The following is a 22,360-nucleotide window of genomic DNA, read 5'->3' on the forward strand; positions in this document are numbered from 1 at the left end:
CCCCCCCACTGGAGTTAGCTCAAAAGAGCATTACCGATTGGTTTGACCCTATTTCTTGATGACGTCAGGATTGCCTGTGGTGTCAACATCAAGTTCTTCACGGCGGATGGTTTCTTCGCCGGTAACAACGTCACGATCAACTTCTTTGCGGACGTTGACTTCTTCGCGAACAAACGCTTCTTTGCGAATATCAGCTTTCTCGCCGTAGGTTTCTACGCGCGCAACTTCTCCTTCGCGGAAGTCAGGAGTACCTGCTACAGGCGTAGTTCCTGTAGGAGTGGTCCGTTCGATGACAACGCGCTCGTTCTCAACAGGAACAGAAGCCTCTTGAGTCGTAGTTTCAACACGCTTACCAACCGAAACGGTACCCGCCTTAAACCGATCTTTGTCAGCAATCAAACGCTCTTGATAGAGACGAATGGGCTGGTGGGCACCTTCATCCATACCAAACAGGCCAGGCTCGTTGTCGTAGTCATATAGATCGACATCAGCTGCCGCCGAACCTGTAACAGCGGTAGAAGTACCTGCGGGTTGCTCGGTGACACCATACAAAGATGCGCTTCCTGGGTAAGCACGATACTTGTCTACGTTGTACTCTTTACCCATGAACTGACGCTTACGGTTCTCACCCATTGTGCGATAACCTGCGCGAACACGGTCTTCGTAATTGCGATCGATAACAGTGTTATCGTCGTATGCAGGCATATTCTCAACCTGCTCTTTCGTCAAACCGTTAACGTAGACGCGCTTTTGAGAGTAATCAAAACTGGCCAAACCGATCGGTAGAAGAATCTGCTTACCAAAGATCCAAAAACCCGTGTCAACAATTAAATACCGAATGTTGCCCGTTTCATTTTCAAACAAAGCGTCCTGAATAGTACCGACTTTATCATCACCTTGGGCATAGACGCTGTAATCGCTGAAATCAGCGGAATCGTTGCCATCACCAAAGGTTGCACGGTGATTGGGGTATGCATCTTTAAATCTTGTAAGAGCCATATTTTCTTGCTTCTCCTAGTTATCACTAAGCAATTTAATAATAAAAAAATAAGTCATTGAATTCATGTTCCAATAGAGAGAGATGGCTCTCTATACATTTCTCTCTATCGATAGGAGCTGGACTTTTTAAAGCCGTTTTTACTCACAGAAGCAAACTCATCTGTCCGAAATCAATTAGTCAAGAATTGACAGGACTGCACTACATGTCGAACAGATTAATAGCAGTTTATGGTTTGCTTTCAGATATTTATTTGCGGTTTTTCTCCATAGGAAATTCGCAATGACGCATCTATCAAGACAAGACTTACAGAGCCCAGTCAGCTTTGACTTCTTGATTAGCCAATATGGAGCAGTCAGATCAATGTCGTCCGAAATCGAGTAATAAAGAGGACTATTCTTAAGTCTTATAAGAGAAAAAGCGTAACGGTGAAGCATCACCGTTACGCTTTTAGCCTACGCAAATTTTACGCTTTTCAAACTGCTTATCCCTAGCGAACCTCAGCTCTAGGCTTACGTGCACCGACAGTAGCCCCAATCAACGAAGCAACTAGACCAAGCAGTGAACCAAATAAGAAAGACCAGCCAGCCTTCGCTGCATTAGCCGCATATTGCTCAGCCTCAGCAGGAGTGACGTTAGGAGTAACTGCTGCGGGATCAGGAAGAGAAACACCACCAGGTTCCTGAATTTGATCAACAACCGATCCAGCATTGGAAGCAACAATACCAAATGTGCCAGAGACACCACTAGCCAGCAGCCATGCGCTGATCGCTAAAGTTGTTGCCCATAAAATTGTGCCGTTGAGCATAGCTGTCTTCTTGTTCATAGGCCCGCAGGTACTTGCCATTACCCAACTTCCTAAGAACAAAGAAATCAAAAGACTGATGATTGACCAGATACCAATGCCAATCCCTGCCGCTCTAGCAGACGCTCCACCTGCGCTTGCGCTCAGACCAATGGACGCACCCAGAGCACTTAGAACCAGCTGGGCGGCAATAGAAACCACAATCCCTGCGAAAATCGGACCCCAGCGAACGCGATCATGATATTCCACAACGGGATTAACCACGGGTTGCTGAGCTACTTGTCGGTAAGGCGCTTCTGGCCTTTCTGCATATGCCATTTTCAAATGTCTCCTAAATATCTTGGCCCAAAAGATCGCGCTTCGAATACTTCAGCGATCGCCATTAGGTCACTTATCGAATAACTCTATAGGTTCTATTTTTAACTAGCCTCTACCTTCCGAGAGAGCTAATCTTTTCTCTCGAAAGAGTTTTGAATTCCGCATTATTCATTCCCTCTAAAAAAAGATCGCAAAGGCAAAAACCCATTAGGAATCATCAAAATATAACCAACAAAGGAGCAAGTTTCCTTCTGTTGAAGGAGGAAATTTGAACAACACTCCTGAATATTAGGGGTAGTAAACATCTCTTAAGCAAGCTTTATCACCACCATGGCACTCTTCAAAATCGACGACCGATATCCTGACTATAAGGAGCGTTTCGCTGACGGAGACAATATCATGGGCGTCAATGTATACGCTCGTACCCGAAGCGGAGACGACAAAGTTGGTAATGTTGATACGGTTCTAGTTGACGAAGCAGGACGCATTCGATATCTCGTCGTCGATACTGGGTTTTGGGTGTTTGGGAAGAGGGTTCTTTTGCCAATTGGTCGATGTATTGACGATCCTGAGAGCGATCGCATCTATGTCGCTGATTTGACGAAGGATCAAGTGCAGAATCTGCCCGAATACAGCGATGAAATGGTGCTGGATTACGACTATGAGGAGCGAGTTCGTTCTGTTTATCGCATGGCAAGTGCTGAAAGAACGGCTCCGGTTGAAATGTCTGTACCCGTTGAGCAGGCTGGCATCAAAGGTTATGCAGCACAAACCGTTGCAAAGTCACCCATACCTCCTGAAATTAATCAGCCTGCTGCGATTGAACGTGAACCTGAGGTCAACGTATATGACCGTGAACCTGAACTTTATGCGACAAATGATGACAACCACCGTCGCATTCGTCTATATGAAGAGCGCTTAGTCGCTGATAAGCATCGCGAAAAGACAGGCGAAATTAAGGTTTCAAAGCACATTGAAACTGAACAGGCAGAAGCTTCTGTACCCGTGCAAAAAGAGAAAGTTGTCATTGAGATTGAATCGGTTGCGGGCGCGACTCAGGTCAACACTCCGGCGGGAAGCTTTCAGGCGGGCAAGGTGGCGGAAATGGATGTGTACGAGGAACAAGCTGATATCCGGAAAGAGCCTGTTGTTCGCCAAGAAGTCACCATCCGCAAAGAAACGGAGCAAGACGTTGTGAAGGTCCGTGAAACCCTACGTCGTGAAGAGCTCGATGTGCACCAAGAAGGTCACCCAGACGTAGACAACCGCACTCGTTAAAAGCTGAAGCACACTGTATTGGAGGGAAACGTTTTGAATTTTGAACAAGATTGGTCGGTCAAAAGAACGATCGCCTTAATTGGCAGCGTCGGTGCTCTTTCTGTCATTCCTGGAGCAGGCTGGCTTGTGGCTGACGCCCAGACTACCTATCCTGATGTACCCGCTGACTACTGGGCACAACCGTTTATTCAGCAGCTGAGTGACGCAGATATTTTGGCGGGTTACCTAGATGGGACCTTTAGACCAGAGCAGGCAATGGATCGGGACGAATATGCAGCTGTGATTCGTCAGGCTTTTGAAGCTGAGCCAGTGCGGTCTATTCCTGAAGCGAGTACGTTTGAAGATGTGCCTGAAAATTATTGGGCCAACGACGCTATTGAGGAAGCCTACGAAACCGGTTTTATGGGCACACCTCAGCCTAACGAGTTCGAGCCAACGGATGAAATTAGCCGTGCGGATGCGATCGTAGCCCTAGTGGAAGGGCTTGGAATGACCGAGCCTGAAACGGTGGCTGTTCCAGCAGCGGCTGAATCTGTCCAACCCGTTCAATCTGGTCAAGCAAGGTCCGCAGCTCCTAGTTTTTTAGCTTTTCCATTGGCTTCAACGTCCATCATGCAGCTGTTTGCACCGCCCGCTCAGGCCACACCAGCTCCACCAGCAGCCCAAGCCGATAATCCTCAAGTTGATGAGGACAACACTGCTGAAATTGATTTGAGCGAGTATTACATCGATGCTGATCAGATTCCTGATTACGCACGGGATGAGGTGGCGATCGCCACTGAATCAGGCATCATTGTGAACCATCCTCAACCTAATCAACTACAGCCCAATGAGGCGATTACTCGGGGCGCTGCAGCTGCAATGGTCCATCAAGCCCTGGTACACCAAGGTAAAATGGAACCTCTCACAGATACTGCTACAGTCAGTGAGTAGAAGAGCAGATAGGGCCTACTTCGACCTCAGAATCATTCAAATTGGGGGGAACAAGAGGCAAATCTTCACTATCAGCTCAACTGCTTAATCTGGAGTTTATGGCCGTTGATCGTTTTGTTAGGACAAAGCACAAGCCCTCTAGCTAGCCTTCAGCACCCGAACACTATTCGGTTGTACAAATCTAGATGACTAAAGCTATAAACAGGCTTTTTACCCGTGTAATGGTCCTTCTTTCTTGGAGCCATTGCACGGGTTATTTTTTGGAACGTATCAATATATTTCCATAGGCGGATTGGTCTTCATTCGTCCTTTGCCATAGTTGTAAGGCTAACGCCACATCTGGCGCATGGAGAACTTAAGTCATGTCTGAACCTAACGGCGTGATGATGCAGTATTTTCATTGGTACGCATCGTCTGATGGAAAACTGTGGAATGAGTTTGCTGAGAACGTAAAAGATTTAGCTGAAATTGGTATTACCGCTGTCTGGTTACCACCTGCGTATAAGGGAGACACGGGTGGATATGATGTTGGCTATAGCGTTTATGACTTGTATGACCTAGGTGAGTTTGATCAGAAGGGAAGTGTCCGAACCCGCTATGGGACCAAAGACGAGTACCTCAACGCCATTCAAACTGCAAAAACGGCAGGAATCCGCGTGTATGCCGATGTTGTGTTCAACCACATGACGGGAGCTGATGCGACTGAAGAAACTGTTGCCACACCCTACAATTTCGATAATCGCAACGAGGTCATCGGCGAAAGCCGCACAGTCAAAGTCTGGACCCACTTTAAGTTCCCAGGGCGTGATGGCAAGTATTCCGATATGGAATGGCACTGGTGGCACTTCGACGCGGTTGATTTTGATGCTAATAACGAAGACTTTAAAGCCATCTATCTTTTCGAAGGTAAATCCTTTGATAACAATGTTGACTTAGAAAAAGGGGCCTTTGATTACCTCATGGGTTGCGACTTGGATATGGAATCAGAGGAAGTCCGCACGGCCCTGAGAGACTGGGGAGCTTGGTACACCGATCTAACCCAGGTCGATGGATTTCGTTTTGACGCTGTTAAGCATGTCGAGGCTGGTTTCTTTCCACAGTGGCTAAATCACTGTCGCCGTGAAGCGGGTCGCAGGTTGTTTGCCGTTGGTGAATACTGGTCCTATGAAATTGAAGCCTTGCATCACTTCATCGAAGTGACAGGAGGTGACGTTCATTTATTTGATGCGCCTTTGCATTACAACTTCAGTGAAGCTAGCAAAGCGGGTGAAGACTATGATCTTAGACAGATCTTTGACAACACGCTTGTTGCTCAGCAACCGTCCTTAGCAGTCACGCTTGTGGATAATCATGATTCACAGCCCTTGCAGTCTTTGGAATCTATTGTTGAACCGTGGTTCAAACCGCTAGCCTATGCGCTGATTCTATTACGTCAAGATGGATATCCTTGCATCTTCTACGCTGACTACTACGGCGCACATTACAAGGACTTCGGGAAAGACGGTAATGAGCATGAAATCTGGCTGGATAGCCATCAATGGCTGATTGATAAGTTCCTCTACGTCAGACACACTTATGCCTTTGGGGAACAGTATGACTATTTTGATCACCCCCAAACCATTGGGTGGACACGATTAGGCAATGAAAACCATCCCGAGGGAATGGCAGTTGTGCTGAGTAACAGCGATGCTGGATACAAGTGGATGGAAGTAGGTCAGCCCAATACGACATACGTGGACATTACGGAACACGTTAGCGAGTCTGTCACAACTAACGAGGAAGGGTGGGCCAAGTTTTCCTGTCCACCCGGATCGGTCTCAGTTTGGGTTCCTGAACATAGCCAAGCCGATTGAAAACGTACAGCCTTGCCCCATTTTGCTTACAAGTGAGGCTATTAAGAAACAGGCTGCCACGATCGCAGGATATCCGCACGAGGATCGAAGGATTCGATCGCTCTCAGGTCTTGATACAGAGTCCGCTCGCGATCGCTGATTTGAGGAGGAACGGCAATATCAATTTCGACGATTTGGTCACCCCGGCGATCGCGTCCAATAGGATAGCCCCGGTCCGCTAGACGCAAGCGCTTACCCGGTTGGACGCCAGCAGGAACAGTAAGCTGGACAGGACCATCCAGTGTGGGGACGGTGATGGTGCTGCCGAGGGCAGCTTCGCTGGGAGTGACAGGAACGCGGCAGAAAATATCGTTATCCACCAGCTTAAAAAACTCATGGGGTTCGACTTCAATGCGGAGGTAAAGATTGCCGCCGCCGATCCCCTGTCCCTTGAGGCGAATGCGCTGGCCTGTCACCATTCCAGGCGGCATATCAACCTCAATAGCACGCCCGTCTTCTAAACGAATGCGCTCTTGTCCACCCGCATAGGCTCGTTCTAAAGGGACAATCAGACTAGCTTCGGCATCTCGACGGTTGCTAGGACGGGCAGACGACTGTCGAGATTGGGGGGGGCGAGGCGGCGCTGTTTCGGAAGCATAGGGGGGTGGATCTACAGAACGGCCATTGCGATTGGCAGCTACATCGCCGCGACGGTTGAGGAGCTGATCCACAAATGAGTTGAAGTCGCCCAGGTCGCCAAAGTCCAAGTTGTTGAAGGAGAACTTGCTGACCTGCTGACGAAATCCTTTTTGGTTCCAAAAGCTACTGTATTGTTCGTATTGCGATCGCTTCTCGGGATCCGAAAGAATCTCATAGGCTTCCCCCAACAGCTTGAACTGTTCCTCCGCAGCTTTATCGCCTGGATTCAAATCAGGATGATACTTGCGAGCTAGCTGTCGATACGCCTGTTTGATCTCCGCTGCCGAAGCGCCTTGTGAAACTCCCAAGATTTCAAAATAGTTACGAAAGTTTTGCATGTAGCCCTGTGCGTTTGGGATCAGGAAGGTTCAGGGTTTGGGGTTGAGTTTAAGACAGAGGTTTATGGAACAAGCTGTTCATTCGTCATCCAGTCATGACCGCAATTTACAGCAGGGTGTTGGCAGCAGCCAGATTTGATAGGCGAGAGACTCAGCACAGGCCCAATAGGTCTAGCACTCGATTGAACCTTGTGGATCAATCGCCTCAACGAAGCCAAAACGCGGCTACAGCCACTCGTCTTCGTCGCCCCAATCGTCATCATAGCTGTTCCCGTACCCACGATTGGGCACGTTGCGATCGCGGCCTCGATCTGGGCGGGCATCTCGGGGTGATCGCGAGGGTCCTGATTCCTGTCTTACGTCTGGAGAACGATTCCAATCACGACCATCCCGAAAATCGACTGGGGGACGCTGGGGAGCGGAACGATCCGCCTCTCGCCAAGGGTCAGGGGGCGTACGGTAGGAATCGTTGCCATAGCTACGGTCGCTACCATAGCCAGCGTTGCGATCCGGTTCTGGAGAACGATAGGGGGCATCATCGTAGGCACGATCGCCGCCATAATTGGGATTGCGATTGGCCTCTTGAGCATAGCGATCGTCAGAATAACCGCGAGGCGCGGGGGGCTGTCCATAGCCTGCGTCGCGGCGATCATCCCGGTAAGGAGCAGCATTCCCAGGCGCACGATAGGGATCAGAGCCGTAGGGATTTGGGGGCTGATAGCGGGGCGGCGAATTGTAGTAGTCGTTGGCTGGAGGAGCACCCGTGAGACGAGGGCGATCATAATTCCAAGCATCATCTTCCCAAGCAGGCCGACGAGACCAGCTATCTTCATAGCGGTTAAATTCGTCCTCGTCACCCATAAAGGTGCGCTTCAGGGTGCCCCCGATCTGACCCAACAGGTCGGTCTCTTCGGTGTCATCTTCATAGAGATAAGCTTCACGGTTGAGTTCGTAGACCTCGTCCTGCAGCTCTGCCTGAGTAATATCGATGCCCCGCTCATCATCGTTGAGCAGGCATTCCCGCAGCTCTTGAATCAATCGCTCGACTCGACGGCGGCGATCGCGGGCAAACTGCATACCAAAGTCCAGCACGACTTCTCGCAGCACGCGCTCTGCTTGGTAAGTAAGAGCTTCAGCGCGGTTACGCTTTTCCACCTGCTCTCGCTTCAGTCGATCCGTTTCTGAATACTCTTCGGCATCGCGAATCATTTGTTGCACTTCAGCCTCGCTCAGCGAAGCCGATCCCTGAATGGTCAGGCTTTGCTCGCGGCCAGTCGTGCGATCCATTGCCGATACTTGCAAAATGCCGTTGGCATCAATATCGAAGGCGACCTGAACTTGGGGGACCCCGCGCGGTGCGGGAGGAATACCCATCAGCTTAAAGCGGCCTAGGGGCTTATTATCTGCCGCCATTTCTCGCTCGCCTTGAAGGACATGAACTTCAACCATCGTCTGATTGTTTTCAGAGGTTGAAAAGATGTCTGATCGCCGCACTGGAATGGTTGTGTTGCGTGGAATGACCTTCTTCATGACGCCGCCGATGGTCTCTAGCCCCAGCGAAAGGGGAGTGACATCCAACAGCAGAATATCCTGCACTTCCTGAGTCAAAATGCCTGCCTGAATGGCGGCCCCAATGGCAACTACCTCGTCCGGATTCACATTTTCATTGGGCGCACGGCGAATCAGCGATCGCACCAAGTCATGTACCATTGGCATCCGACTGCCACCACCCACCAGCACCACCTCGTCGATCTGGTCCGGCGTGAGTCCAGCATCGTTCAAGGCCCGCTTGAGGGGACCCCGCAGGCGACTCAGAAGATCACCGCAAAGACCCTCAAATTGAGAGCGAGAAAGCTTTGTTTCTAGATGTTTTGGGCCATCAGCAGTAGCCGTGATGAAGGGTAGATTGATTTCAGTGATGTTGACCCCAGAAAGCTCAATCTTGGCTTTTTCAGCCGCTTCGGTTAAACGCTGCAAGGACTGGCGATCGCGTCTCAGGTCGACGCCCTCAGCTTCCAAAAATTCATCCGCCAGCCAGTCCACAATCTTTTTGTCAAAGTTAGTGCCGCCCAACTGCGTATCTCCAGCGGTGGCTCTCACTTCGAAAACACCATCCCCTACGTCCAAGATAGAAACGTCGAAAGTGCCGCCCCCCAAATCAAAGACAAGGACGGTTTGACTATATTGCTGGTCAAGGCCATAGGCCAACGCCGCTGCCGTGGGTTCATTGAGGATGCGTTTGACCTCTAAGCCGGCAATCCGTCCCGCATTGCGAGTGGCCTGTCGCTGAGCATCATTGAAATAAGCGGGAACTGTAATCACCGCTCCGGTCACGGGCTGACCAAGATAACGACTCGCCTCTTCGACCAGCTTGCGAAGGATCATCGCAGACACTTCTTCCGGCGCGAATTCCTTTTCTAAACGAGGACATCGAATACGAACATCACCATTGTCACCTTTGCGAATGGTATAGGGTACACGCTTCGAATCATCATTCAGCTCGCTGTACTTGCGCCCCATGTATCGCTTGACGCCATAGAACGTATTTTGGGGATTCAAGACCGCCTGACGCCGGGCCATCTGTCCGACCAGTCGTTCACCATCTTTGCTAAAGGCCACCACTGACGGTGTAGTCCGCGTTGCTTCTGCATTGGCAATGACAACAGGTTGACCGCCCTCCATCACAGAGACCACTGAGTTGGTTGTCCCAAGGTCAATACCAACAACTTTTCCCATTCGAATCGTGTCTCCCCGCTCTTCCCGCGTCCATACTTACCATGACTTATCCTCAGCCTGCGATGTTCGCTCAGACTGTTCTGTATGAAGTACAACAGATATCAATGTAAATTGCCACTGAACTTCCCTTAAGAATAGATAGCCAGAGGGACACGATCGCAGCGATCGCCTACATGACACCTAATTGACTTAACGTGCAGCCACAACAGGCCATTACATTTAATAAGTCACCACGTCACTATATAGTGTAGTCCCTCACTCTCATCTCTTGAGGACAATCCCTAGTCAAACTCACGAAGAGACTCACAGTAGGTAAGCGGTCCGCTATCAACAAAATGCAAAACGCATGGGGTGTTCGGCAAAGCCATTGCACCGCGTCGCTTTTAATGAGAGCGATGATCGCCTCTAATGACTTTCAATAAAAGACCGTCCTGCTGCCAATGCCGCATGGCTAGTAGTGTATCGGTTACCGTCATTCAGGACAGCTAAGTCGCCGTTGATAATCCAGCACTGATACCCCTGCTCCCGCGTGTGGCTAACCCCAATGATCCAATTGGGCATTGCCGAGAGTAGAACAAACTTTATGCTTTCCATAGAAATATCCTCATTAAATTAATCTTAAACTATGGGGGTGCACAGAGGATATGTGCATTAGGCATAAGATCGATGGATGTTAGAGGATAGTTAATTGAAGAAGTCATTGTGTCGTCATGTCTAATCAATCCATCGGGCTAGACGCTAATCTCCACAGCTATTTGCTGTCAGTTTCGTTGCGAGAGCATCCAGTGCTGCAAGACCTGCGCAACTATACGGCAAACCATAGTCAGGCTCGGATGCAGATTTCACCAGAACAGGGGCAATTCATGGCGCTTCTGGTGAAAATGGCGCAGGTGACTAAGGCTCTCGAAGTTGGGGTGTTCACTGGCTATAGTGCACTGTCGGTGGCCCTTGCTCTCCCCTCAGAAGGACGACTCGTTGCCTGTGACGTGAGCGATGAATACACTGCGATCGCTCGTCAGTTCTGGGAGCGAGCAGGCATTGCCCAAAAAATCGACCTTCACATCGCACCGGCCCAAGACACCTTGAATCATCTGATTGAAGCAGGCGAAGTGAACACTTTCGATTTCGCTTTTATTGATGCCGATAAAAGCAACTACGACACCTATTACGAGCAGGCTTTGAGGTTAGTTAGAGCAGGGGGACTGATTGCGATCGACAATGTGCTTTGGTATGGGCGCGTCGCCGATCCAACCGTGACCGATAACCGCACGGAACGCATTCGATCGCTCAATAAGAAACTTCAGGCCGACGATCGCATCGACCTAAGTATCCTTCCCGTTGGTGATGGATTAGCGCTGGCTTTGAAACGCTAGGAGGTTTAAGGACGAAGGCAGAAGGATAAAAATAAGCCTTGTACAGCTTGGTTAAATCCGGCTTAGGGGAGCAGAGAATAGGAGCAGGGAGTGGGGTGTGCTTGTTTCAAATGCATGCCGCTGTATCCGCAAGTAGGATTGATACGGCTTGCCAAGATCACATTAGTTAGTCTGGGCAGATGCTTGCTGACTGCTATACATGGCGCGTAAGACTAACGCAGGATCTACCCAGTCGCCGTCATACTTTAGCCCCCAGTGTAGATGAGGACCTGTTGTTCGGCCTGTCATGCCAATGCGACCAATGCGGGTGCCGGTGTCCACGGCCTGCCCTTCGCGGATTCGCAGACCGCCACCGCTGTCAACCAGATATTTACCGCCGTTTTCAACAACCACGTGGCCCTGCATATGGCAGTAGATATGCATCCAGCTACCGGATTGCACGACAGCGGACGTGCCGCAAGAACTGTCGTCGGAGACTTCAATAACCTGGCCGTTCCACCAGCTGCGAATGTAGCTGCCCATTGGAGCCGCCAGGTCTAGCCCATAGTGAAACCGTTGGTTGCCGCTGTAGGGATCTTCGCGATAGCCAAAAGGAGACGTATACGCCTGGAAATTTTCTACCGGAAACGAGGCTTGCTGCCACAGTGCCGCCATGGACATGTCCGATGCATTGGCCGCCTGGCGTGACGGATTGAATTCTAGATTAGTTGCCAGTGCCGTTAGTGCCGTAGATACCAATAGCAACACCATGAAAAGTCTCTTTATCCACTGACGCCGTCTCTGATCGATGGAGATGGCGTAATCAGAGGCAAAACGCCGAAGGAAAGATAGACGCTTCATAGTTAAGACCTTTGCGAAGGGAATCAACAGGCAGATCATAGAAAAGATCCCAGTATGGAATCTGCCGCCTAAGAATACCGCAGTTTTGGAAAATCTATTCACCCAACCGCAGTCTTTTGAAATGACTTTATCTGTCTTCGCACAACTGTTTTTTGCTTCCGGTAAATCTAGATAAAACTCTCACCTCATCTCCCCCTTTGATTACGCCTTTTCCCCACTTCCCACAACGTATAATCAGGTTTCAAATGCGTAGCGGGTCATTGGAGCAATGGCAAATTGGCAAGGGGTAGAAGGGGGCGTCACTGCGCCGAAGGGATTTCGAGCATCGGGTATTGCGGCGGGCCTGAAGCCATCTGGTGCTCCTGATTTGGCGTTGATTGTGTCGGATACTGAAGCGATCGCAGCGGGGGTCTACACGCTCAGTCATGTCCGCGCGGCCTGTGTGGATTATTGCCAACAGCGACTAGAATCCAAGCCCTATGCTCAAGCAATCGTTATCAACGCAGGACAGGCCAATGCCTGCACAGGTCCCCAAGGCTGGCAGGATGCAGTTTCAACCTGCGAAGCAGTGGCGACAACTCTTAATATTCCAACAGAGTCAGTGCTAGTCGCGTCAACGGGCGTCATTGGTCAGCGCATCCCTATGGAGGCTCTAGCCACAGGTATTCCCAAAGCGGTTGCAGCATTATCCACCACCGGATCTGACGATGCTGCTAAAGCCATCATCACTACTGACTTGGTCACAAAATCCATTGCGCTGGAAATGGACTGGCAAGGCCGACCTATCCGCATCGGCGGTATTGCTAAAGGATCAGGCATGATTCATCCCAACATGGCGACCATGTTGGCATTTGTCACCTGTGATGCAACCGTTTCCCCGTCACTCTGGCAATCGATGTTGAGTCGAGCGATCGCCCACAGTTTCAACCAAATCACAGTAGACGGCGATACTAGCACCAATGACTGCGTGCTCGCCCTCGCCAATGGCGAATCTCGGACTCCTGCAATCACGGATGCAGGACCAGAGGCAGATCGGTTGGAGGCCATGCTGACGGCAGTCTGCGATCATTTGGCAAAGGCGATCGCCCGTGATGGTGAAGGGGCAACCTGTCTGCTCGAAGTTACGGTAGCAGGGGCCGTTGATGACGAAGCAGCGCGTCAGATTGCTAAAGAAATTGCCGGTTCGTCTCTCCTCAAATGCGCCATTTACGGTCATGATCCCAATTGGGGACGCATTGCCATGGCCGCAGGCAAAGCAGGCATTCCTTTTGATCAAGGTGATTTGCGAATTGAGCTAGGCCCCTTTCTACTGATGGAGCACGGTCAGCCCTTGGCGTTTGATCGCCCCGCTGCCAGTGACTACCTTAAGCAGGCCACCCAAGGGGACTATTTGAAAACAGATACGGTTAATATTCAAGTCTGTGTCGGTCATGGCAGTGGGTCAGGTATTGCTTGGGGCTGCGACTTTAGCTACGACTATGTCCGCATCAACGCCGAATACACCACCTAACTCCCGTCGCTTTTCCCCCTCGCTCGTCCTCACCTGCATTAAGCTAGAATCCTAAAACGTTTTCATACTCACTGCTTCAACGGTTTCTGTAGCTTGCCGAACCAGTCCATGAGCGAAGTTCCTGCTAATCAGAGAAATAATGACGAAGCACCTGATTGGTCTCGATTACAGAGAGCTTTGATGGTCGAAGCTGATCGGGGTTTTAATGACCTAGAAGGCCATCAGCAGCGGTTCAGCGAGTTCTTGCAACACGAATTGTCTGCGCCCCCTGATCCCTTGCCTCAGGACAGACAGGGCCAATGGCGATCGCTCGCTGCTGACTACAGTCGCTACAGCGATATGAGTTTTGCGGCCCGACAGCATCTGGTTGCCGAGACCCGTCAAACCCTTTATGAAACGCGCAAGTCGCTGGAGCAAGTCTCACCTCGTCAAGCTTCAGGCACTCCACAGAAGGCAGACGCAAAGCCAAAGTCGGCAGGTAAAGCAGTCAGTAGTCGGACAACTCGAAAGGCTACACAGACCAACAGTACCGAGCTGCAATCGGCGATCGCGACCCGTAGCAAGTCCCCTTTGGAACAGCCCGTCACCTATCTCAAAGGGGTAGGTCCCAAGAATGCCGAACGGTTGGCCAAGCTGGGCATCTTCACAGCTCTGGATTTGCTGCACTATTACCCTCGCGATCACATCAACTATGCCCAGCAGGTCGCGATTCGAGAACTCAAGCCGGGAGAGACGGTTACATTAGTCGGCACGGTAAAGCGCTCTGGCTGTTTCAGTAGTCCCAGAAATCCCAATTTGACGATTCAGGAATTGGTGCTGACGGATCATACTGGACAAATTCGAATCAGCAAATTTTGGCCTGGCAAGCGATTTCGTAATCCCGGTTGGCAGCAGGGGCAGAAACGTAAATATCCAGTCGGCTCCGTTGTTGCGGCGTCAGGTTTGGTCAAGCAAAACAAGTATGGCATCACACTTGATAGTCCTGATTTGGAGGTCCTGGATGGGCCAGAAGGTGACCCGGAATCGCTAACTGTGGGACGCATTGTACCTGTGTATCCGTTAACAGAAGGGGTTGGGGCAGCACTGGTTCGGCGTGCCGTAGTTTCTGCATTGCCGCTAGCGGTGAACCTGGAGGATCCCCTACCCGCAGCCGTTCGGGCAGAGTATGGTTTAGTGGATTTGGCAGTGGCGATCGCTCACATTCACTTCCCTGCCGACGACGATACCCTACAGCAGGCGCGCAAACGGCTCGTTTTTGACGAGTTCTTCTATCTTCAGGTCGGACTTTTGCGGCGACGGCAAGAGCGACGACAACAGGCCACTTCTGTTGTTTTGCCACCCACTGGAACGCTGATCGATCAGTTCTACAGCAATCTGCCCTTTGCTTTGACTGGGGCACAGCAGAGAGTCGTCAACGAGATTCTCACCGACCTGCAAGAACCGACGCCAATGAACCGTTTGGTGCAGGGAGACGTGGGGTCGGGTAAAACGGTGGTTGCCGTCATCGCAATCCTGTCCGCCATTCAGGCCGGCTATCAGGGAGCATTGATGGCACCAACTGAGGTACTCGCAGAACAGCACTATCGCAAGCTGGTCAGCTGGTTCAACGCTCTGAACTTGCCTGTGGAACTATTGACCGGATCAACCCGTACCGCCAAGCGCCGTCAAATCTTTTCAGACTTAGAAACAGGCCAGTTGCCGCTACTGGTGGGAACGCATGCGCTGATTGAAGACCCAGTGCAGTTTCAGCGATTAGGACTCGTCGCCATCGATGAGCAGCATCGGTTTGGGGTGCAGCAGCGGGCGCGACTACAGCGCAAGGGCGATAATCCTCACGTGTTGACCCTCACAGCAACCCCCATTCCTCGAACACTAGCGCTGACTTTACACGGCGATTTGGACGTCAGCCAGATTGATGAACTGCCGCCAGGACGAAAAGCCATTCAGACGACATTACTGAAGGGACGTGATCGCACCCACGCCTACGACCTAATCCGTCGCGAGATTGCTCAAGGGCGACAGGTCTATATTGTGCTGCCATTGGTGGAAGAGTCTGAGAAGCTGGATTTGCGATCGGCGATCGATGAACATCAGCGGCTGCAAGAGGTCGTGTTTCCTGAGTTTCGCGTAGGACTGCTCCACGGACGCATGACCTCAGCGGAGAAGGATGAGGCGATTAGTCAGTTCCGCGACGGTCAAACCCATATCCTGGTGTCCACAACGGTTGTCGAAGTGGGAGTCGATGTTCCCAATGCCACCGTCATGCTGATCGAACATGCTGAACGGTTTGGCCTGTCGCAGCTCCATCAACTCCGAGGCCGAGTGGGTCGTGGTGCCGCCCAGTCTTTCTGTTTGTTGATGAGCAGCACCCGCAACGATGTCGCCTTGCAGCGCCTCAAAGTTTTAGAAGAGTCGCAGGATGGCTTCTTCATTTCCGAAATGGACATGCGCTTTCGCGGTCCTGGTGAGGTGTTAGGCACCCGCCAATCAGGACTTCCCGACTTTGCCCTCGCTAGCCTCGTCGCCGATCAGGATGCATTGTCCTTAGCTCGTCAAGCCGCTGAGACTCTGGTCAATAACGACCCTGAACTCGCAGACTGTCCCATTCTTCGCAAAGAACTCAAGCGTCGCTACGAAAAACTCATGGGCGGGGCCATTCTGACGTAAGGAGATTAGGACTTACGCACGGCCCCCTTGCATCCCCCAATCTTGGGGGACGTTGCATCCGGCTTCCCCATATTTGGGGATTAATGGGCCAAAGCCGGATGCAACTGCGTAAGTCCTGAAGATTTCTGAAATATGAATCTTAGTAGATATCCGACCATAACAGTTTCATGAAATAGACCCTGTGACTGATGACACACTTGGCATAAAGTTTGCAGAGTCTACGGTTCTACACAGTTTTGATGAACCTGTTGGAGAAAACCTTACAACGTTGTCCAAGTGAGGCAATATAAAGATGTCGAAAGACACCCGAACAAGATTCAACTTTATACGGAACCCTTTATATCTAAAGCACCCCCAGCACCTTGTGTGCTGGGGGTTATTTATTAGAACTGCGGTCAGAAGACGAAAGGCGGGAGGCATTAATCCCTTGCCCCTGATTGATTTGACCTTTCAATCGTCCTAGCCACGGCGGCTACGGTAGGAACAGTATGACTCTGTAAAAGGATGAAGCGGTCCGTTTTCGAGGACTTGCGCAAATAAAAAAGTGATTTGTCAAATTCAAACTCGACAGCCCCTTAATCAACTCTTAGAGCTAGCGTAATGTGGGCGCTCTCATCCCGTTTGAGTTACTCAGATATTGGCGCAAATCCTATGCTAATCCTTTTGGCGCTGCCACCGAGCAATATCCCAGGTGCTGGTGTCCCAAGGCGTTGGTTCTAGGCCCACCAGATCCTGGCTCACACCGTTTGCGATCGCCCGATGCACGATAGGAATAGCCGCTACATCTTCAGCCAGTAGTGCATCCATCTCCTGGAACAAAGCTGCCCGTTTCTCTGAATTCAGTTCTTGGCTGGCCGCTTCCCAAAGTTCATCATATTCCGCGCTGCAATAGCGGGCGTTGTTGGGTTTTTGCCATTGGTTTGCCTGAGTTGCGATCTGTTCGCAGGTCCACCAGCCGAGATAAATAGTGGGATCGGGATGATCGTTGCCTGTCGTATATGCCTGCATATCGGCATAAAAGTGGTTGATGCTGTTGGTCTGTTGGGGATCTCCTGAGAAGAAATCATCGACCCGCACTCGTTTGATATCAACGTCAATGCCAAGCTCTTGTAGATTTTGTTCTACCAGCGTTTGAGTTTTCTGTCGTACAGGATTGACCGAGGTTTGAAAAACGATCTCCATGGGAACGCCGTCGCGATCGCGAATGCCATCCTCGTCCGTATCGACCCAGCCAGCCTCGTCTAAAAGCGCCTTCGCTTTATCCAGGTCGAATTCATAGGGGATTGTGCCGGGATTGGCATAGGGGAGAGGAGCGACCAGAATCTGAGCCGTAGGTTGTCCGGTGAAACCGTAAAGTTCTTCTGCAATGGTGTCGCGATCAATGGCATAGGCGATCGCCTGACGAACTCGCTTGTCGTCGAAGAAAGGATGGGTCGTTGTCAAGCTAGACCGTTCCCCTGATTCAGTTTCTCGAAAAGGATCAGTGGGATTGAGCATGACTCGCTCAACCAGTCCCCCAAATACCGGCACGACAACCCCTTCCCCGTCCTGCTGCAAATCTTCTAGCAAATCAATTTCGACCTGGAGATTATGGGCGAAATCAGCTTCGCCTGTACTCAGTACCTCGCGGGCCGCTGCATAGGGAGCCAACCCCCCGACAAATTCCACAGCTTCAAACGCAGGTTGATTACCGCGATAGTTAGGATTAGGTTCGAATAGGATGCCGCCGGGCTGAAAGCTGGCAACCTGATAAGCTCCTGTCCCAATAGGCTGTAGGTTGACTTCCGCCAGTCGCGCCTCGGGGCCATTGACAGGTTCAAAGATATGTTTGGGCAAGACTACCCCAGTTTGTCCCGTGAAGGGAATTTGCCATGCGGCTGTAACTTCTTTAAAGTTGATTTTGACAGTTTGGTCGTCAATGGCCTCCACCGATTCGACCGCTTCGTAGTATTGAGCAGTAGCCGCGCCAACTTCAGAGTTACTGACGAAATCGAATGTAAAAACAACATCCTCGGCGGTCAGCGCTTCACCATCTGACCATTTCACATCAGATTTCAGCGTCCAAGTCACAGATTTGCCGTCTGCCGCTAGACCCTCGTTATCCACAGTCGGGATTTCTGCCGCCAGAATAGGCACCAGTTCTCCTCGCTCATTTGCGGTCGCCAGCGGCTCTAAAACAATTCGTCCTGCTTCAAAGTCTTGGACACCCGCCGCCAAATGAGGGTTTAGGGTCGTCGGTAGACGGCTGTAGAGAAGACGTAAGGTGGTGGGAGAACGCTGCGCCGTTGTTGCAGTGGGTTCAGCCGTAGGAGTTGTGGCGACATTAGGAGGCGTTTGACTACAGCCACTGGCGATCGCGACTCCTATTCCCAAAACAGTATTCACTAACCACGGTAGATATCGACGCTGACCGACCATTTGCGTATCCATCACTACGAATTGCCATCCTATCCTAGCGATCGCCGGGTTGATTGAGGGAAGTGTCAAAACCAGAAAGTGTACTGGCTTTTCATCTCTTTCTAGTGTTGCCACTGCTCTACCGGATAGGACGTGAGGTTAGGGCTAATTGATCTCACCGAACTGCTCAATGCTGTTCAAGCGAAGGAATCATCAGTGCGCGATCGCGATCAGGTTGATCCACAATCAAGACGCTACATACGGGTTAAGTTTAATAAAGTTTATCGTTCTGAACTTCGGGAGATACGTTATCAAATTGGGCAAATTCCCCAAAAGATTTAGGCCGTGCTATGGACAGTTGCCTGCGACGTTCGAAAATTTTCCTAATGGGTGGACTGCTAGCGTGTCTTAGTTTGGTTGTCTCTGCCCCTAGCGTCTTGGGAGAAACAGCTGAAGAGGGTGCGATCGAGTCAGCCGAAACCGAGGAACAGCGCCCCGATAATTCCAGAGGCTATGACATCATCCACGTTAGCGCTACATCAGGCAGTGATGTTCAAGGCGATGGTACTCAGCTACGGCCTCTTCAAACGATTACCTATGCGCTTGCCCAAGCAGAGGGTAGTACGCTGATTTTGCTAGCCGGAGGCGTTTACAGTGCAGGAAGTGGAGAGGTTTTTCCTATTACTTTAAAGTCTGGCGTAACTGTGCAAGGCATGATCGGCTTCGATATTGGAGACGTCATTATTCAGGGAGGGGGAAGCTATTACAGTTCAGTCGGAGGCCTCCGCAACGTTGCTATTTTGGGTGCAGACAATGCAGGACTGGCGAATGTGACAGTATCGAATGCCGCCCCCGAGGGGACAGGTCTGTGGATTGAATCAGGCGACCCCGTCATTCTGAACAACGCTTTTCTCCAAAACGGGGCGAATGGTGTCTACATTGCTGGTAGCGGTGCTCCCGTCATTCGCGGCAATTATTTTTCTGAGAATGGCAGCGCAGGTTTAGTCATCGCAGGACCATCGTCTGCCGCTGTGGAATCGAACATATTTGAAAACACGGGAACTGGAATTACTGTTGCCCCTGGCGCTACACCTACCATTTCTAACAACCAAATTTCCAGCAATTTGGATGGTTTAGTCGTTCATGCCGAAGCGCGACCAACCCTGCAGGACAATCAGATATCCCGCAATCGCCGGAACAGTATTTTGGACTATTCCACCTGGACTGATACCCCAACTGCATCGGTAGTTGGGGCGGCTCAACCGCCACCACCTAGCCGGACAGCTGCCGCAACGTCTCCATCCTCGGACAACTCTGCCGCAGTCGCTGAAGTACCGGAAGCCGTTCAGACAGATAATGCGGAAACTGGGATTGCGATCGCTACAAATCCCCCCCCTGAAGTCATTTCTGAACCGCCCGCCCGCGAACCCGCCGCAGACCTCGCTTCAGTGGACATCGCAGCTATGCCAGAGCTAAGCGAGACCGATCCATCCGATCAAGAAACCTTGATTGCGCAGGAACCGAGTACTCAGGAAGAGGTGGAGAACAATGATGCGATGACTCTTCCAGCGCTAGCCGCAGCAGAGAATTCGCCGGTGGTGGCAGAAAATCCGCCAGTAGCCGTGCAAACCTTTTTAAGCGATAACCTGTCCAACGAAATGGCTCAGACCAATGAGGCTCTGACGTCGATAGATGTGGCGTGGGTTCCTGCGACGGTGGCTACCGCCAGTTTTGCCGGGCTAGATCTATCCCCAATAGCAACGGCATCTGAAGAGATGGCAGCTCGCTTTACGGACAAGGAACCCATTGCCGAGAATGAGCCGCGTCGTGATCACGATGAAACGGCTGAAGCTGCCACACCTGAAACTGATTTAGTTGCCCCCCTACCTTCGGTAGAACAAACGCCTAATCTTGCTTCTTCAGAACTGTCATCAAACCTGGCACCGATCGACATTCCCATTATTCCACCTCCCATAGAAACCATTGCCACGCCTGACGCTGTGCCGCCCACCGTTGCTACTGGCAGCATCCCTGAAGATACTGTTCCAGCGACAAGTGATTTACCAGAGTTGCCTGCCTCTCCATCCAATGCGGCTTCAGGTGACAGTACGCGACTGACCGTGCCGAATTCCGAAATTCCTATGGGGTCAGGCGGCAATGTGCCAGAACTGTTTACGGTTGGTGCAGGAGCCACTATTCCCGTTGAAAGCCCACCACCGCCACCATCACTAGCTTCGTCACTGGGGTTGAATTATCGAGTTTTGATCGCCTCTACAGAGCAAGTTACCGAAGATCAAGTCCAAGCAATCGTACCGGATGCGTTTTCAGTCCAAGTTGATGGTCAAACGTATATCCAAGCAGGGGCTTACCCGACCCTAGCAGAAGCAGAATCGAATGCACGTCGGCTGAATCAGGCGGGCTTGCCTGCTCAAGTGAAGATGATTCCCTAGTACCGCTACGCGGAATTCAAAATTCAAAATACTCTGCGAGAAGAGCAAAGCTCTACAAAACTAAGGCGGATAAGCTTTCTCAGGGGTCTGAATAGCGAGCCTACTTCTGCTGTAGTGTACTAGCGATAGCCTTAAAGATTAGAGTTGCGCGATCGCCTGTTCAATATCAAGCGTTAGGAAGCGATCAACCGCTTTATACATCCATTGCAAAGGCAGCTTGGGGTCGGTGCTGGTTTTTTGAAATCCGAGAGCCTGTGCCAACTCTGCATAGCTAGGATGAATAATCAGAGTATGCATGTCCATCAGGTTAGGAAAGTCTTGCCGCATGCTCATAAGAGTCTGCTGAGCGTCTTGGATAAAAACAACTTGCGCTTCTTTGGGGTACTGAGTGTCCACGACAAAGCTGCGGACAAAAACAGCCCGGCAGTCTTGATCACCTGGAGCAGCCATCTCAAACGGATCGATATCAGTGGCTTGACTCAGATGTAGCCCCTGACTGGGAGGGGCAAAAAACTTGACCTCCGAGGTTCTCACGACTGGGAAAAGAATGTAGAAGCCGACAGGATCTTGATTGTCACGACGGCGCAAGACTCGCATTCCGGTGTCGTATTGTTCGGCCCAGTCTCGCAGAATATTGGCAATGCGATAGGGAATCGCGTTCGTGTTGTTATTGAGAAGGTTGTAGTTGATAGACAGCAGGTTGGCAACAGGGATGGCATCACAGCGCGGATCGAACGCATCAGGTATCAATTCCACCGTTTCATGATCCACTGGAGTCTGAGTCAACAAGTCTGGCAGCGCCAAGATTTTAATTTGTGTGCAGTTTCCGTCAAACTGCTTCTGGATTAGGCCCAAAGCCACTAACTTGTCAAGCATCATGCCTGCCGAGCGATCGCTACCCCGATCCTGATCGCCATAAAACACATCAGCCGCTTCCCGACAGCTACATTCCACCCATCCTGCCGGAAACACCAAGGTTTTAAGTGGAGCTTGGGGTAGCGAGTGCCGCAAATATTGATCCTTCAACAAGAGGTATACCCAAAGCCGCAAGAAACATTCCGCCCGTCGCCGCGTCATACCAAACCGAGCCATCACCAAATCAAGATATCGTTGGTGTAGGGCTTGGGGAAGCCACTGTTGCAGCGTTTCAAGATCAAGAATAGGAAAGGGAGACATCAGCGGCGTCA

General features: G+C 51.0%; 15 protein-coding genes and 1 pseudogene. 8 read left to right on the forward strand and 8 right to left on the reverse strand.

Features of this window, described 5'->3' with window-relative positions; all coding sequences use genetic code 11:
• Positions 1 to 48: 48 nt before the first annotated feature.
• Both PN498_RS02485 and PN498_RS02490 read right to left on the reverse strand, forming a co-directional pair.
• Positions 49 to 999 carry a DUF2382 domain-containing protein gene (locus PN498_RS02485; protein WP_272061097.1) on the reverse strand — a complete coding sequence of 317 codons (951 nt, stop codon included), beginning with the start codon at positions 997 to 999 and terminating at the stop codon, positions 49 to 51.
• A 488-nt stretch (positions 1,000 to 1,487) separates the two neighbouring features.
• On the reverse strand, positions 1,488 to 2,120 hold the full coding sequence (locus PN498_RS02490) for a hypothetical protein (protein WP_272061098.1): 633 nt from the start codon (positions 2,118 to 2,120) through the stop codon (positions 1,488 to 1,490).
• A gap of 330 nt (positions 2,121 to 2,450) precedes the next feature.
• On the opposite strand from PN498_RS02490, the gene PN498_RS02495 reads away from it, so the two are divergent.
• From PN498_RS02495 to PN498_RS02505, 3 genes are all read left to right on the forward strand, one after another.
• Positions 2,451 to 3,398 carry a DUF2382 domain-containing protein gene (locus tag PN498_RS02495; protein ID WP_272061099.1) on the forward strand — a complete coding sequence of 316 codons (948 nt, stop codon included), beginning with the start codon at positions 2,451 to 2,453 and terminating at the stop codon, positions 3,396 to 3,398.
• A gap of 33 nt (positions 3,399 to 3,431) precedes the next feature.
• A complete protein-coding gene (locus tag PN498_RS02500) occupies positions 3,432 to 4,331 on the forward strand; it encodes an S-layer homology domain-containing protein (protein WP_272061100.1) in 900 nt (299 codons plus the stop codon).
• Positions 4,332 to 4,693: 362 nt separating this feature from the next.
• Positions 4,694 to 6,184, forward strand: coding sequence for an alpha-amylase (locus PN498_RS02505; protein ID WP_272061101.1), 1,491 nt, complete (start codon positions 4,694 to 4,696; stop codon positions 6,182 to 6,184).
• A 41-nt stretch (positions 6,185 to 6,225) separates the two neighbouring features.
• On the opposite strand, the gene PN498_RS02510 is transcribed toward PN498_RS02505, so the two are convergent.
• The 3 genes and pseudogenes from PN498_RS02510 to PN498_RS02520 form a co-directional block, all read right to left on the reverse strand.
• A complete protein-coding gene (locus tag PN498_RS02510; protein WP_272061102.1) occupies positions 6,226 to 7,200 on the reverse strand; it encodes a J domain-containing protein in 975 nt (324 codons plus the stop codon).
• Positions 7,201 to 8,022: 822 nt separating this feature from the next.
• A pseudogene (gene dnaK, locus PN498_RS02515) lies at positions 8,023 to 9,936 on the reverse strand (molecular chaperone DnaK); the annotation flags it as partial.
• Between the two features lie 405 nt (positions 9,937 to 10,341).
• Positions 10,342 to 10,530 (reverse strand): hypothetical protein, encoded by a 189-nt coding sequence (locus PN498_RS02520; protein WP_272061103.1) that lies wholly within the window; start codon positions 10,528 to 10,530, stop codon positions 10,342 to 10,344.
• A gap of 116 nt (positions 10,531 to 10,646) precedes the next feature.
• Between PN498_RS02520 and PN498_RS02525 the strand changes: the two genes are divergently transcribed.
• Entirely contained in the window at positions 10,647 to 11,309 is a 663-nt protein-coding gene (locus tag PN498_RS02525; RefSeq protein ID WP_272061104.1) for a class I SAM-dependent methyltransferase, read from the forward strand.
• A 162-nt stretch (positions 11,310 to 11,471) separates the two neighbouring features.
• On the opposite strand, the gene PN498_RS02530 is transcribed toward PN498_RS02525, so the two are convergent.
• The gene (locus tag PN498_RS02530; protein ID WP_272061105.1) at positions 11,472 to 12,149 is read right to left on the reverse strand and encodes a M23 family metallopeptidase; all 678 of its coding nucleotides are present in this window, start codon (positions 12,147 to 12,149) and stop codon (positions 11,472 to 11,474) included.
• 268 nt (positions 12,150 to 12,417) lie between these two features.
• Here PN498_RS02530 and argJ point away from each other — a divergent pair, with 268 nt between their 5' ends.
• Both argJ and recG read left to right on the forward strand, forming a co-directional pair.
• Positions 12,418 to 13,659 (forward strand): bifunctional ornithine acetyltransferase/N-acetylglutamate synthase, encoded by a 1,242-nt coding sequence (argJ, locus tag PN498_RS02535; RefSeq protein ID WP_272061106.1) that lies wholly within the window; start codon positions 12,418 to 12,420, stop codon positions 13,657 to 13,659.
• A gap of 108 nt (positions 13,660 to 13,767) precedes the next feature.
• The gene (gene recG / locus PN498_RS02540; RefSeq protein ID WP_272061107.1) at positions 13,768 to 16,326 is read left to right on the forward strand and encodes an ATP-dependent DNA helicase RecG; all 2,559 of its coding nucleotides are present in this window, start codon (positions 13,768 to 13,770) and stop codon (positions 16,324 to 16,326) included.
• Between the two features lie 654 nt (positions 16,327 to 16,980).
• On the opposite strand, the gene PN498_RS02545 is transcribed toward recG, so the two are convergent.
• The gene (locus tag PN498_RS02545) at positions 16,981 to 18,813 is read right to left on the reverse strand and encodes a peptide ABC transporter substrate-binding protein (protein WP_272061108.1); all 1,833 of its coding nucleotides are present in this window, start codon (positions 18,811 to 18,813) and stop codon (positions 16,981 to 16,983) included.
• Positions 18,814 to 18,876: 63 nt separating this feature from the next.
• On the opposite strand from PN498_RS02545, the gene PN498_RS02550 reads away from it, so the two are divergent.
• Both PN498_RS02550 and PN498_RS02555 read left to right on the forward strand, forming a co-directional pair.
• Positions 18,877 to 19,065 carry a hypothetical protein gene (locus PN498_RS02550; protein WP_272061109.1) on the forward strand — a complete coding sequence of 63 codons (189 nt, stop codon included), beginning with the start codon at positions 18,877 to 18,879 and terminating at the stop codon, positions 19,063 to 19,065.
• A gap of 8 nt (positions 19,066 to 19,073) precedes the next feature.
• Positions 19,074 to 21,173 carry a DUF1565 domain-containing protein gene (locus PN498_RS02555; protein ID WP_272061110.1) on the forward strand — a complete coding sequence of 700 codons (2,100 nt, stop codon included), beginning with the start codon at positions 19,074 to 19,076 and terminating at the stop codon, positions 21,171 to 21,173.
• Between the two features lie 138 nt (positions 21,174 to 21,311).
• Here the strand turns inward: PN498_RS02555 and PN498_RS02560 are convergent, their stop codons facing one another.
• On the reverse strand, positions 21,312 to 22,349 hold the full coding sequence (locus tag PN498_RS02560; RefSeq protein WP_272061111.1) for a hypothetical protein: 1,038 nt from the start codon (positions 22,347 to 22,349) through the stop codon (positions 21,312 to 21,314).
• Positions 22,350 to 22,360 lie beyond the last annotated feature (11 nt).

The sequence above is a fragment of the Oscillatoria sp. CS-180 genome, from assembly GCF_028330965.1.
GTDB lineage: Bacteria > Cyanobacteriota > Cyanobacteriia > Phormidesmidales > Phormidesmidaceae > Halomicronema.